This is a genomic window from Stenotrophomonas sp. NPDC078853 (assembly GCF_044901215.1).
Lineage (GTDB): Bacteria > Pseudomonadota > Gammaproteobacteria > Xanthomonadales > Xanthomonadaceae > Stenotrophomonas > Stenotrophomonas lacuserhaii.
Window position 1 is genome coordinate 70697 of record NZ_JBJDOQ010000004.1, and the last position, 13598, is coordinate 84294.

A 13598-nucleotide genomic window follows, 5' to 3' on the forward strand; every position below is an offset into this window, starting at 1 on the left:
CCTTGGGTTTGGCCGGCGCGGGGGTGCAGCCACCCTGCCCCTGCCGTGCTGGCAGGGGATCGGGGTTCGCGGTGACGCTGGCCGGATGGATCAGTTCAGTGCGGCGGTTTCACTACCAACCCGTGCCGGTGCGGGTGCCGGAACGGGGGCTTTTGCAGGGGCTGCGGCAGGCGCGGTGCCCGACTGCATGGCCACCGGCTTGGCCTGTACCGGCATGCCCGGCATGAAGACCTTCTGCACGCCGTCGACGATCACCTTGTCGCCGGCCGCCAGTCCGTTCTCCACGATGCGCAGGCCTTCGGCACTGCGACCCAGCGCGATGTCGCGACGCTGCGCCTTGCCGTCCTTGTCGACCACGTAGACGTACTTGCGGTCCTGGTCGGTCAACACCGCACGGTCATCGATCAGCATGGCCTGGAACTGGCCGCTGCCAAGCAGCTGCACGCGGGCGAACAGGCCCGGGGTGAACTGGCGGTCGGCATTGTCCAGCAGCGCGCGGACGCGGATGGTGCCGGTGCTGCGGGTCACCTGGTTGTCCAGGAAGTCGACCTTGCCTTCGTGCGGGAAGCCCTGCTCGCCGCTCAGGCCGATGCGCACCGGCAGCGATTCGTCGCGCTCGCTGGGGCGTTCGCCCTTGCGCGCCATCTGCGCATAGCGCAGGAAGGTTGCTTCGTCGGCATCGAAGTACACGTGCACCTTGTCCAGCGACACCAGCGTGGTCAGCACGCTGGCCGCATCGCCGGCGCTGACCAGGTTGCCGGCGGTGACCATCGCACGGCCCGCGCGGCCGTTGATCGGCGCGCGCACTTTGGTGAACTCCAGGTTCAGCGCGGCCACATCCAGGGCCGCCTGCGCCGCCTGCAGCTGGGCGCCAGCCTGGTCGGACGCCGCACGGCGCTGTTCCCAGGTTTCGGTGGAGATGGCCTGCTGTTCGGACAGGCGCTTGGCGCGCTCGGATTCGCCGCGGGCAAGCGTGGACTGGGTGCGGGCGCGGGCGACTTCGGCGCGGGCGCGGTCGTACTCGGCCTGGTAGCTGCGGGCATCGATGGTGAACAGCACATCGCCCTTCTTCACTTCCTGGCCTTCGATGTAGTTGACCTTGTTGATATAGCCGGAGACGCGTGGACGCAGGTCGACATTCTCGACCGCTTCGACGCGCCCACTGAACTCATCCCACTGGCTGACCTGCTTGACCAGCACCGGCGCGGCGCTGACTTCCGGGGCAGGCGGTGCGCCGGCTTCTTCGGCATGGCCGCCACTGCAGGCAGCAAGGATGGCCAGGGCCAACGCCGAAACCGTGGCGAAGGCCACGCGGCGGGTGGTGCGGTGGAGGGGCATCATGGTGTTCATGGCATGTATCCGTAGGGGGTGGTGATACGGGTGTTCTGTCGTTCGTGGTGCCGGTCGGGCCGGCGGCCGTGGGATGGTGCGACCTCAACAAAGGTTGAGGTCAAGCACTCCCGGCCGATTCGCGCCAGCGCGGCGGCGCGTCCAGCTGCAGCAGCCCGCGAGGCAGCTGCGCATCGCGCGTATCGCAGCGCACGATCGCGCGGTTGTCGTGACACTGGTCCAGCAGCGAGACCAGGCGACGGCCGACCAGCAGCGCGCTCGGCCACTCGATGCAGGCGTTGGCGGCGTTGCTGGGCGTGCACACCGGCGCACCGACTTCCAGCAGCTGCGCACGCACGCCGATCGCCTGCGCTTCCTGGTGCACCACCTGCGCGTACATGCGCAGTGCCGCAGCAGTAATCGAGGAATCACCATGGGCGGCCCATGGCTTGAGGCCGGCGGGGCTGCCGATCATCACGAAGCGGCGCGGGTGGTGGTGGTCCTGCAGCAGGGGCAGCAGGTGGCGGACGGCGTGTACGTGCGGCATCAGGTCCAGCTGCAGCGTCTGCATCAGCGCATCGCCGGGACGGTCGATGACCCGGCCACGCGCATAGGGCCCACCGAGCGCTGCGACCACCGCGCCCAATGGGCGCTGGCGTGCGGCGACGCGGTCGGCGACCACCTTGGCCGATTCATCATCGGCCAACGAGCCGAGCATGGTCTCCAGGCCCGGCTCGTCGTCGAACTGCAGCCGCAGTGCGGCCAGCCGGCCCGGATCGCGGCCGACCACCAGCACCGGGCTGCCGGCTTCCAGCAAAGCACCGACCACGCCCTGGCCCACGGCACCGGTGCCGCCGAGGACGAGGACCTCCGGGGCCAGCGTCCCGTTCACGGGATATTTCCTCCCATCTGCGGGACAATACCGATGCGGCCCAGGCGATCCAAGCCACGCGGGCGGAGACGCAGGGCACCGCCACGCTGCTGCCGCGGGACCGCGGTAAACTCGCGAAAATCCTTGTTAACCAAGGAGCTGGGGCGATTTTCGACCGTCATCGCCTGGTCCAGGTCGTGCTGGTCGGCGGAGCGGAAAAGATTGAGAATGTTGCGCAGGCTCATGGCTGATGGCCTCCGATTCGGGAATGGCGCCATGGTGCGCTTCTAACTCCTACTTGATTAGTCCTCTTTTAGGGGAATAATCATCCCGCACCCGGTCCAATCTTTTTGTCACGATAGTCCCGTCCCCGACGTCCAGGAATTCGACCATGTCCCACGATCTCAACGAAACGCTGATCTTCGTCAAAGTGGTCGAGCAAGGCAGTTTCATTGCTGCAGCCAAATCGCTCGGCCTTCCCAAGACCACCGTCAGCCGCAAGGTGCAGGAACTGGAAACGCGCCTCGGCGCACGCCTGCTGCACCGGACCACGCGTCGGCTGGGCCTTACCGAGGCCGGCTCGATCTACCACGAGCACTGCCAGCGCATCGCACGCGAACTGGAAGAAGCGGAGAGTGCGGTGAGCCAGCTGCAGTCCGGCCCGCGTGGCTGGTTGCGCTTCACTGTGCCCTATTCGCTGGGCATCACCTGGATCGCGCCGCTGATGGGTCAGTTCCATGCGATGTATCCGGAAATCCGCCTGGACATGCACCTGGGCAACGAGAAGCTGGACCTGATCGCCGGCGAGGCCGACCTGGCCCTGCGCGTGGGGTCGCTGCCCGATTCCAACCTGGTGGCGCGCAAGCTCGGCACGCTGCGCACGCAGGTGTTCGCCAGCCCGGCATACATCGAGCGGCATGGTGAGCCGCTGCACCCGGACGAACTGCAGTTCCATCGGATCCTGGCGATGCGCAAGGCGTACCACAGCCATCCCAACCGGATCACCTGGCAGCTCGGTGAGAACGGCGGCGAGCTGCGTGATTTCCCGGTCACGCCACTGATGGTGGCCAACGATGTGTCCGCGCTCAATGGCGCGCTGGTATGCGGCGAAGGCCTGCTGCTGACCGGTGACGTGATGGCCAAGCCGTTCATCGAGACCGGCATGGTGCGCCGCGTGCTGGCCGGCTGGACCGGGCCGGAAGTGGACTTCAACGCGGTGTTCGCCGGCGGCAAGCTGGTGTCGCCGAAGGTACGTGCGTTCGTTGATTTCCTGGTGGAAAAGCTGAACTTCGATGCCAACTACATGATGGCGCAGTGCCCGGCAGCGAAGTACGCACAGCAGCAGACCGAGAAAGCCGAAGCAGAAGCGGCCGCCGAAGGAAAGCGGATCCTGGAAGTGGTCGCCGCCTGATCGGGTAATGACGGCCGCTGGCCGTCAACCGCTTCGGTGGGTGACGACCGCTGGCCGTCAAGCGCTTCGGTGGGTGACGACCGTTGGCCTTCAACCGCTTCGGTGGGTGACGACCGTTGGTCGTCACGCTGTTTGCTGTCGGCGTGACGACCAACGGTCGTCACCCACAAAAAATGCCGCCTGCAAGGGCGGCATTTTTGCTGCACCAACGCTGCGCGTTACTGCTGCAACGGAATCACGCGGATCTCGACGCGGCGGTTCTGCGCGCGGCCCGCATCGGTGCTGTTGTCGGCAATGGGATAGGCCTTGCCCGCGCCCAGCGTTTCGATACGCGCACGCTGCACGCCCTGCGCGGTCAGGTAGGACGCCACGGCATCGGCGCGTTCCTTGGACAGGCGGTTGTTGACCGCATCGCTGCCGATGCTGTCGGTATGGCCGACCACTTCGATCATCGTCTGGTTGTATTCGGACAGCGTGCTGGCCACACCGTTGAGCGAGCCGTAGAACTGCGGCTTCAGCGCTGACTTGCCGAAATCGAAGGTGATCCCGTCCGGCAGGTTCAGGCTGATGTTGTCGCCCTGGCGCACCACGTCGATACCGGTATTGGCGGTACGTTCGCGCAGCGCGCGTTCCTGGCGGTCCTGGTACTGGCCAACGGCCGCGCCACTGAGCGCACCGATGCCAGCGCCGATCATGGCGTGCTGGCGGCGCTCGGTCGCGCTGCCACCGGTCAACAGGCCAGCTGCGACGCCTACTGCGGTGCCGATCAGCGCGTTGCGGCCGGTGCGGTTCTGCTGCTGGGTTTCATTGCCGTATTGGTCACTCTGCACGTAGGAACCGCCAGTGGCGCAGGCGCTGAGCGCTGCGGCGGTCATCAGGGCAAGGGCCACATTGCGGGGAGCGGAACGGATCATGGGAGTTCTCCTTGGAAGCCGGCTGGTCCGGCGTGCGTCGGGGTGAGCATATACAGCCTGATGCGATGCGGGGATGAGGGCGCCGCGTGGCGACAGCGCCCCGTTCAGCTTGTTCGCCACGGCGTACAAAATCGCCCTACTCCGCCCCGGTGCGGCGATACGCTGCCAACGCCGCCTCGCGGCCTTCCATCAGGTCGACCAACGGCGCGCGCGGATAGTCTGGCGCCTTGGCCGCCAGCAGCGCGGCGTGCTGCCAGGGTGCAAAACGGGCCTTGACCGGCAGAGCGGCCAATTCAGGCACCCAGCGGGTGATGTAACGCGCCTGCGGATCGAATTTCTCGGCCTGGGTCACCGGGTTGAACACCCGGTAATACGGCGCGGCATCGGCCCCTGTGCCACCGACCCACTGCCAGCCCATGGAATTGTTGGCCAGGTCCGCATCGACCAGGGTGTCCCAGAACCAGCGCGCGCCGACGATCCAATGCGCCCGCATGTGCTTGCACAGGTAACTGGCCACGATCATCCGCACCCGGTTGTGCATCGTCCCGGTATGCCAGAGCTGGCGCAGGCCGGCATCGACGATGGGCACGCCGGTGCGGCCCTTCTGCCACGCCTGCAGGTCGGCGCTGCTGGGCGTGGCCCAGGCAAACCCATCGAAACGCGGATTGAGGTTCTCGTCGCTGGTCTTCGGGAAATGGTGCAGCAGGTGATGGGCGAAATCGCGCCAGCCCAACTGGCGGATGTAGGCATCGATGTCGGCGCTGCGGCCGGCGCTGCGCTCTGCTTCCAGCGCATGCACGATGCGCCACGGCGCGATCTCGCCGAAATGCAGGTGCGGTGACAGCAGCGAGGTACCGACGCGGTCCGGCAGGTCGCGTTGCTCGCGATAGCCGTGCAGCGCACCATCGACAAACACCGTCAGCGCCTCGCGCGCACCGGCCTCGCCGGGCTGCCAGTGTTCCCAGAAGCCGGCATCCCAGTCCAGCGGCGGGGCCAGCCCCAGCGCGTCCAGTGCGAGCCCCTGCACGCCGTGCGCGGGCAATCGCGCCGGCGCTCGGCTGCCCGGCTGCAGCCTCCAGTTGCTCAGGGCGTTGCGCCAGAACGGAGTGAACACCTTGTACGGACCGCCCTGCTTGGTTTCCAGCTCCCACGGTTCAAACAGCAGGCTGCCGTTGCAGCTGTCTGCCTGCAGGCCCTGCCCCCGCAGCGTGCGCTTGATCTTCGCATCACGCGGTTGCGTCGCCGGTTCGTACCTGCGGTTCCAGAACACCGCTTCCGCGCCGGTCTCGCTGATCAGCTGCTGCAGCACGTCCAGGCTGTCGCCTTGCCGCAGGACCAGATGCGAACCGCGTGCGCGCAGGTCCGCATCCAGCGCAGCCAGCGAACGATGCCGCCAGGCATTGGATGCCGCGCCCGGTGCCCAGTGGCCCTCTTCGTGCGGGGCGTGGATGTAAACCGGGACCACCTCATGCCCGGCCTCCAGCGCAGCCTGCAGGGCCGGGTTGTCGGCAAGGCGGAGATCACGGCGAAACCACACCAGGGCTGATGACACGCGCTGCATCCAGGACAAAAACAGGAAGCGCCATCATAACGATGGCGCGTGACCTGGCTGTAGAGCGCCGCGCTGGGCGCTGTCGAAACGCTGCATCGACTGCTGGATCAGCACCTTCGCTGCGGCGGCGTTGCCCCAGCCGCTCAACTGCACCGGATTGCGGCCTTCGGGCAGGTCCTTGTACACGCGGAAGAACGCTTCGATGCGCTGGCGCTCGATCGGCGCCAGGTCGTCCAGATCGCGGATGTGGGCATAGCTGGGATCGACCTTGTCGGTCGGCACGCCGATCACCTTTTCGTCCTGCTCGCCATCATCGACCATCTTCAGATAGCCGATCGGCCGGAAGCGCACGATCACCCCCGGATGCAACGGCTCGCGGGTCAGCACCAGCGCATCCAAGGGGTCGTTGTCACCGGCCAGCGTACGCGGCATCGACCCGTAGTTCGCCGGGTAGGCCACGGGCATCGACTGGAAACGGTCCACGTGCACCAGTCCATCATCCTTGATCTCGTACTTGGTGAAGCTTCCGGCCGGGATTTCCACCGCCAGGTTCACCTCCTCCGGGGCCTGCTTCGGCTGCGCGGCCAGGAACGGATGCAGCACCGTGTCGGCGGCGATCGCCGCGCCGGTGATCAGGACCAGGCTGGCGGCCAGTGCCAGCATCGGCAACGCGTTGCGCACGGAGGTCTTCATTCCCAGCACCGGTCCTTGCGCCCGGTCGGGGCATGCGGGCGCAGGCAGCGACGCGGTTCGATGCGGCCCTCTTCCAGCTCCACCTTCTTCGTGCTGCCATCGGCCTGGCGGACCAGTTCGAAGGCATCGTAGAGCTTGCCGGTGACCGTGCGCGCCTCATAGTGCAGGCGTTGCGGGTCGATGCGCAGCACCTGGAACAGCTGGGTGTCCTCGGCCACCGGCGACATCGTCTGCAGGGCTTCCTTCGACAGCCGGTACTGCTTCGGGCTGGCGTTGCTGACCACGAACTGCGGGGTCGCCATGCCGTCTTCGCCACGGCGGCCGTAGGTGTGGTCATGGCCCTGCAGCACCAGGTCCACGTGGTGGCGGCGCACAACCGGCAGCAGCGCTTCCTGCAGCACCGGGTTGTGCCGGCCACGCGCCGGCGAGTAGAACGGCTGGTGCACCACCACGATCGTCCACGGCTGGGTGTTGGCCGCCAGCACGCCGTCCAGCCACTGCGCCTGCGCCTGCGCGGTTCCCAGGTCCATCGCCGAAGTACCATCGAGCACGGCGAAGCGGACGCCCTGGTAATCGAACCAGTACGTACTCTTTTCCGCGCCCTTCGCCCCGTTGCCAGGCAGCGCGAACGTGGCGGGCCAGTGCCGCGCCATCACCCGGCGCTCCTGCGGGGTGTCTTCGAACTCTTCGAAATACTCGTGGTTGCCGATCGCCGGCGCCAGCATCGTCTCCTGTGCCAGCCAGCCGGTGGCGGCGAACCACTCGCCCCACTCGCTGTCATCGGCGTCGTAGCCGCCACTGACCAGGTCGCCGGCGAACAGGCTCAGGTTGGCATCCGGCGCGGCTTTCTGCGCGGCGCGCACCACCCGGGTGACATGGCTGAGGTTCTTGTTCTGGGTATCCCCGAAGTACAGCAAGGTCATCGGCTGGTCGGCACGGCCAGCGGTTCGCAGCTGGTTCCAGGCGCTCCAGGTGTCCTTGCCCTGCACCCGGTAGACGTACAGCGTGCCGGGCTTCAGGCCGCTGACATCGGCACGATGGTGGTGCGACAGGCCGTTCTCGGTCTGCAACGGCTCGCTGCTGGCGGTGATGCGGGTGATCGGTCCGAAGCCGGGCGTATCGTCGGCCGGGGCGATCTCCAGCAGCGGAGCCTGCACGCTGCCATCGGTGCGCCAGCGCACGGCGAAGCCACGCGCAGCATCGACCGCCGGCGAGGCGACGATGCGGTCCGGGAAGCCGGTGGCGGCATAGTGCCGGTTACCCGCCGGCACTTGGCTGTTGGGCTCCACGCGCGTGGCCAGTTCATCGGCCAGCGCCGGCACGGCAGACAGCGCCAGTGCGACACCGAAGGCAAGGGAAGCCAGGCGCGCGATCACGATGCACACTCCAGCGGCAGTGCCAGCGCCTTGGCGATCTGCTCCCAGTCGAAGGCGACCACGCCCTGGTCGTCATGCACGGCGTACAGCGCCCCATGCGGGAAGCGCGGGCTGCCCTGCTGCATCATCCAGATACCATCGGTATTGGCCACCTTGTTGCCCTGGAAGGATCCCACCGGCTTCAGGCTGTGGCGGTCGAACAGGTGGAACACGCTGCGCTCCTTGCCCTGTTCGGTGGTGATCCACCAGCCGTCCTTGCCGCAGGTACGCAGCATCACGCCTTCGGCCTGTGCCTTGAACACATCACGGCCGAAGGTGGTGCCGGTGAAGCGGCCCGCCAGCGTGTACACCTTGAACTCGCTGGCGTAGGTCTCGTCCTCCTCTGCCACCAGCAGGCGATCGTTGGCCGGGTCGCCCCAGATCGATTCCACCACGCGCAGCGCGCCGGCTTGGCTGGTGTCGCCGATGCTGGCGGCCAGCGTTGCGGTCACGTCCGTACCATCGCGGCGCACGTGATACTGGCGCACGCGTTTGTCCAGCTCGGCCAGTGGCGGCAGGATGTCATTGCCCTGCGCGTCCTCGCCGTTGTCCCAGGAATCGGTCACGTACACGGCGTAGCCATCGGCGCGTTTGTCCACCCACAGGCCGTACGGCTTGCGCAGATCGTCCGCACCGAACACCGCCAGCGGAGTGAAATCCGGCAACGAGAAGACCTGCACGCGGTGGTTGTCACGCTCGACGATCCACAGCAGGTCATCGGTCACCGATATGCCGTTGGGGCGGTCGAACTGGCCGAGCGCGGCGCCCGTGCTGCCGACCTCACGCAGCGGCGAACCGGTGCTGCCGTCATACACCACCAGCTTGTCGGTGGCCTTGGCCGTTGCGATCAGCCAGGTCTTGCCGTCCGGTGCCTTCCAGGCCGCGGGGGAATCGATGTTGTCGTCCGGGGTCATCGGGGTCAGGAAGGCTTCGGCCAGCGTGGCGACCTGGCGCGCGCCGCTGGCGTCCACGGCGGCAGGCGCCTTGGTGGCGGCATCGTTCGCCGGCGGCGCGGCGGGCGTGCAAGCGCTCGCCAGCACCAGCGTCATCGCGCTGGCCAGCACCATGCGGCGCGCCATCACAGCGACACCTTCAGGCCAACGGCATAGGTGCGGCCGTATTCTTCCAGCTGCAGGGTGCGCGAGCGCGTGCCCTGGTAAAGCTCAAGCGGCTTGTCCAACAGATTCTGTGCCTCGAAGTACATGCTGACGCGGGGGCTGAACTTGTAGTCCAGCGAGAAATCGAGCTGGGTATGCGGGGCGACGAACACATCGAACGCGCGGCCAGCGCCGATGCTGTCCAGGTATTCGCTGCGATACACCGCGGCAATGCGCGTGCTCAGGCCATGTTTCTCGTAGCCGACATGCGCGCTGTACACATGCTTGGATGCACGCGGCAACATGAAGTCATCACCCGCGCGGTCGGCCAGGCCGGGATCGAAATCGGTATCCAGCCAGGTGCCGCTGGCCCCCACCAGCAGGCCATCCAGCCCCGGCGGCAGGAAGGCGAGCTGCTGCTGGTAGTTGAACTCGGCGCCGCGCACCTTGGCCTTGTCGCCGTTGATCGCCTGGGTCACATCGAAGCCCTCGTAGGCCGGATCGTTCTGGCGCACGGTCTCCACGATGTAGCCGTCGATGGACTTGTGGAACAGGCCCAGCGAGACGATGCCGGTGCTGCCGAGGTACTTCTCCAGCGACAGGTCGACGTTGGTCGATTCGTACGGATCCAGTTCCGGGTTGCCCAGCCGCACTTCCTCATCGCCGCGGCTGTAACCCACGCGCGGGGAGATGTCGCCGAAGGAAGGGCGCGAAACGGTTTTGTTGGCCGACGCACGCAGCACCCAGTCGTCAGCCGCGTCGTAGCGCAGGTGCAGGCCCGGCAGCACGTTGGTGTAGCTGCTGTTGGCCACGCGCGGAGTGACGGTGAAGCTGCGCTCGTCTTCGGCCACGTCGACCTGGTTGCCGACCGCACTGAACTGGGTATTCTCCACGCGCACGCCGCCGATGATGCGCAGCGCACCGATGTCCCAGGTGCCCATCGCGTAGGTGGCGAAGATGTCTTCGCTGGCGGTGTAGTCCTCTTCCAGCGAGGTCACCGCATTGGCCCCGGTTTCCTGCGGGCGCGCACTGTACAGGCCGCTGTTGGCCGCCCAGTAACGGCGCATCAGGGCCGAGCTCATGCCCTGCCCCAGCGAACCATGCCGGTGCTCGGGCGCGCTGGTGGTCCAGCTGTCCAGGTCGATCGCCGGCCCGCGGCGCAGCTCCACTTCGTTGACGTCCACGTCGCGCTCGCGCCAGCGCCCGAGCAGGCCGATCTTGTAGCTGGCGTTGTCCGCGTCGAAACGCACGTTGACCTGCGCGCTGTGTTCGTTGTCGTCCACCCGCTTGGGCGACAGGATCATGCGGTCATAGGCGAAGTTGGCGTTGTCCATCCACTCGGTGTTGGACAAGGTGTAGCGCGGCAACCGGCTGCGCTGGTCCAGGGTGCCGGACAGGTCGTCGGCATCCAGTTCGAAGCGCGCTTCCATCTCATCGTCCACGCGTTCTTCGGTCTTGGTGTAGCCCACCTTGTAGTCCACCACGGCCGAGCTCAAGCGGTTCTCGCCGCCCAGGCTGGCCGCGAAGGTGTTCTCTTCCTTGGTGCGGTAGCGCATGCGCTTCTGGATCGCATCGGACGGCAGGTCGTCCAGACGGAACTGGTCGGCACCGGTGGCCACCATGTCGGCGTCTTCGAAGTTGAAGATGGTGCGCTGGCGTGTCTCCGCATCGTCGAAACGGCTGTACAGCGTGCGCAGGTAGTAGCGGCTGTCTTCGCTGGGACGCCAGTCCAGGTTGAGATTGGCGCCGATGCGCTTGCGCTCGATTTCGTACTTGCGGTGCTGCAGGTTGATCGCGGTGACATCCCCCGGCACGGCATCATCTTCGCCGTCGTACTCCACTTCGGTGTTGTCCGATTCGAATCTGCGGTTCTGGTAGTTCACGCCCAGCGCCACGCCGAAGGTATCGGCGAACACTTCGCTGTAGTTGATCGCCGCCTTCGGGCTGGTGTGCCCGGAAAGCTGCTGGTGGCTGCCCTCGATCTTGCCGCGCAGGCTGCGGCCTTCGCGGTCGAAGGCCGAAGCGGACTCGACCAGGATCGCGCCGCCGATCGCATCGCCGGGCATGTCCGGGGTCGGCGACTTGACCACGCGCAGGCGCTCGGTGGAGTCGGACGGAATCACGTCCAGTGGAGCGGCGCGGCTGGAATCCTCCGGCGTGCCCACCGCGATGCCGTCGATGCTGACGCTGTTGAGGTTGGCATCCAGGCCGCGCACCACCACGAAGCGCCCTTCGCCCTGGTCGCGGGTGACGCTGACGCCGGGCAGGCGCTGCAGCGATTCGGCCACGTTCTTGTCCGGGTACTGGCCCAGCGCATCGGACGACACGGCGTCTTCGATGGCGTCGCTGCTGCGCTTGAGGTCCACCGCTCGGAGCTGCGATTCCAGCTGGGCGCGCACTTCGATGCGGTCCAGGTCGGTGGCATCGGCGGCGAGGGCACTGGTGGCGGCCACGTCCTGCCCGGCGGCGTGCAGCGGCGCTGCAGCCCCCATCGCCAGGGTCAGGGTGATGGCAATCGCCAACGGCGTCTTGGTCTGCACGGGTGTCCCCATTCGGTGTGAAGAATGGGAGGGCAAGGTATGTCGGCGAGGTTTCACCGGCATGACACCGGGGCACCGGATCGGTCATGGACGCGTCCCCGCGCTGGCCGGGGCCCGCAGGCTGCGGCAGAATACAGGCCTCTGCCTTTCCCCTTTCCCGCCCCCATGAACATCGTCGAAGTGCGCCATCCGCTGGTGCAGCACAAGATCGGCCTGATGCGCAACGCCGCGCTCAGCACCAAGGATTTCCGCGAACTGGCCAACGAGCTGGGCACGCTGCTGGCCTACGAGGCCACCGCCGACCTGGATACTGAATCGCACACCATGGACGGCTGGTCCGGCCCGGTGACGGTGCAGCGCATCGCCGGTGCCAAGATCACCGTGGTGCCGATCCTGCGCGCCGGCCTGGGCATGCTCAGCGGCGTGCTGTCGCTGATCCCGGCGGCCCGGGTCAGCGTGGTCGGCCTGCAGCGCGACGAAGAGACGCTGCAACCGGTGCCCTACTTCGAGCGCCTCACCGGCCGCCTGGAAGAGCGCGATGCGCTGATCCTGGACCCGATGCTGGCCACCGGCGGCACCCTGATCGCCACCATCGACATGCTCAAGCGCGCTGGCGCCCGCCGCATCAAGGGCATCTTCCTGGTCGCCGCGCCGGAAGGCATCGCCGCCGTGCAGGCCGCGCATCCGGACGTGCAGATCTACACCGCCGCCATCGACGACCATCTCAATGAAAAGGGCTACATCCTGCCGGGCCTCGGCGATGCCGGCGACCGCATCTTCGGCACCCGCGTGATCGGCTGACAAAAAAAGGGGACGGAGGGAATTAAGTCGCAATCGGCGGTGATCCGGCCGATTGCGACTTAATTCCCTCCGTCCCCTTTTTTCAGGCGAGGGCGCGGGCCTTGAGTTCGCTGTGCTCGTGCACGGTCACGAAACGGCCCTTGTCGTCGCGCTGCAGCTGCGCCAGCGCTACCTGCGGGTCGTGGGTGAAAAACAGATGTACGTTGCGCGCCAGCTTGTCTTCGAGGAACTGTTTCTTTTCGTCGATCAGCAGTTCGGCATTGCGGTCGTAGCCCATGGTGATCGGCACGTGCACCCAGGAGCGACCGGGCACCAGGTCGGCGCAGAACACCACCCCGCCATGTGCCTGCCCATCCCTGCCCGGCTGGCCGACGATCTCCGCCAGCATCAGCCCCGGGGTATGGCCGTCGCTGAAGCTGAAACGCACGCTGCGGCCCAGCACCCTGGAATATTCGCCCTGCACCACCTCCAGCCGGCCGCTCTGCTCGAGCAGTGCAGGCAGTTCGGGAATGAAGCTGGCACGGTCGCGCGGATGCGGCTGCAGTGCGCGCTGCCAGTGTTCGGCGCCCACCACGAAGGTGGCATTGGGAAACAGCAGTTCCGGCGCACGCCCTTCCACCCACGGCGCCAACAGGCCGCCAGCGTGGTCGAAATGCAGATGGCTCAGGACCACCACGTCGATGTCTTCGTGCTCGAAGCCGGCTTCCCGCAGCGAATCGATCAGCACGTGCTGGTTTTCCTGCACGCCGTAACGTTCGCGCAGGCGCGGCTCGAAGAACGCACCGATGCCGGTTTCGAACAGCACCGTCCTGCCTTCCAGCGGGCTGGCCAGCAGCGCACGACAAGCCAGTTCGATACGGTTGAGCTCGTCAGGCACTGCCCATTTTTCCCACACCGCGCGCGGTGCGTTGCCGAACATCGCACCACCGTCCAGGCGCTGCGTGTTGCCGCGGATCGACCATAGTTTCATGCGGC

General features: G+C 66.8%; 12 protein-coding genes. 2 read left to right on the plus strand and 10 right to left on the minus strand.

Features of this window, described 5'->3' with window-relative positions; translation table 11 throughout:
* Positions 1 to 90: 90 nt before the first annotated feature.
* The 3 genes from ACI2JH_RS05835 to ACI2JH_RS05845 all read right to left on the minus strand — a co-directional run bounded on the left by ACI2JH_RS05835 (position 91) and on the right by ACI2JH_RS05845 (position 2445).
* Positions 91 to 1338 carry an efflux RND transporter periplasmic adaptor subunit gene (locus ACI2JH_RS05835; protein ID WP_404735782.1) on the minus strand — a complete coding sequence of 416 codons (1248 nt, stop codon included), beginning with the start codon at positions 1336 to 1338 and terminating at the stop codon, positions 91 to 93.
* A 112-nt stretch (positions 1339 to 1450) separates the two neighbouring features.
* Positions 1451 to 2221 (minus strand): SDR family oxidoreductase, encoded by a 771-nt coding sequence (locus tag ACI2JH_RS05840; RefSeq protein ID WP_191771271.1) that lies wholly within the window; start codon positions 2219 to 2221, stop codon positions 1451 to 1453.
* Complete coding sequence (locus tag ACI2JH_RS05845; protein ID WP_101098415.1) at positions 2218 to 2445, minus strand: hypothetical protein; 228 nt, start codon at positions 2443 to 2445, stop codon at positions 2218 to 2220. Before ACI2JH_RS05845 ends, ACI2JH_RS05840 begins: the two co-directional genes overlap by 4 nt.
* Before the next feature lie 146 nt (positions 2446 to 2591).
* Between ACI2JH_RS05845 and ACI2JH_RS05850 the strand changes: the two genes are divergently transcribed.
* Complete coding sequence (locus ACI2JH_RS05850; RefSeq protein WP_101098414.1) at positions 2592 to 3611, plus strand: LysR family transcriptional regulator; 1020 nt, start codon at positions 2592 to 2594, stop codon at positions 3609 to 3611.
* A 218-nt stretch (positions 3612 to 3829) separates the two neighbouring features.
* Here the strand turns inward: ACI2JH_RS05850 and ACI2JH_RS05855 are convergent, their stop codons facing one another.
* The 6 genes from ACI2JH_RS05855 to ACI2JH_RS05880 form a co-directional block, all read right to left on the minus strand.
* Positions 3830 to 4525, minus strand: coding sequence for an OmpA family protein (locus ACI2JH_RS05855; RefSeq protein WP_042612375.1), 696 nt, complete (start codon positions 4523 to 4525; stop codon positions 3830 to 3832).
* A gap of 136 nt (positions 4526 to 4661) precedes the next feature.
* Complete coding sequence (locus tag ACI2JH_RS05860) at positions 4662 to 6077, minus strand: cryptochrome/photolyase family protein (protein WP_404735680.1); 1416 nt, start codon at positions 6075 to 6077, stop codon at positions 4662 to 4664.
* A gap of 33 nt (positions 6078 to 6110) precedes the next feature.
* A complete protein-coding gene (locus tag ACI2JH_RS05865) occupies positions 6111 to 6770 on the minus strand; it encodes an inorganic diphosphatase (protein WP_404735681.1) in 660 nt (219 codons plus the stop codon).
* Entirely contained in the window at positions 6767 to 8149 is a 1383-nt protein-coding gene (locus tag ACI2JH_RS05870) for a metallophosphoesterase (protein WP_404735783.1), read from the minus strand. Before ACI2JH_RS05870 ends, ACI2JH_RS05865 begins: the two co-directional genes overlap by 4 nt.
* Positions 8143 to 9264, minus strand: coding sequence for a phytase (locus tag ACI2JH_RS05875; RefSeq protein ID WP_349999275.1), 1122 nt, complete (start codon positions 9262 to 9264; stop codon positions 8143 to 8145). The genes ACI2JH_RS05870 and ACI2JH_RS05875 overlap by 7 nt, the downstream gene beginning before the upstream one ends.
* Positions 9264 to 11822, minus strand: a complete 2559-nt coding sequence (locus ACI2JH_RS05880; RefSeq protein WP_404735682.1) for a TonB-dependent receptor — start codon at positions 11820 to 11822, stop codon at positions 9264 to 9266. Before ACI2JH_RS05880 ends, ACI2JH_RS05875 begins: the two co-directional genes overlap by 1 nt.
* Before the next feature lie 165 nt (positions 11823 to 11987).
* Between ACI2JH_RS05880 and upp the strand changes: the two genes are divergently transcribed.
* Positions 11988 to 12623 (plus strand): uracil phosphoribosyltransferase, encoded by a 636-nt coding sequence (upp, locus tag ACI2JH_RS05885; RefSeq protein WP_042612379.1) that lies wholly within the window; start codon positions 11988 to 11990, stop codon positions 12621 to 12623.
* 82 nt (positions 12624 to 12705) lie between these two features.
* On the opposite strand, the gene ACI2JH_RS05890 is transcribed toward upp, so the two are convergent.
* Entirely contained in the window at positions 12706 to 13593 is an 888-nt protein-coding gene (locus tag ACI2JH_RS05890) for an MBL fold metallo-hydrolase (protein WP_346592108.1), read from the minus strand.
* Between the last annotated feature and the right edge of the window lie 5 nt (positions 13594 to 13598).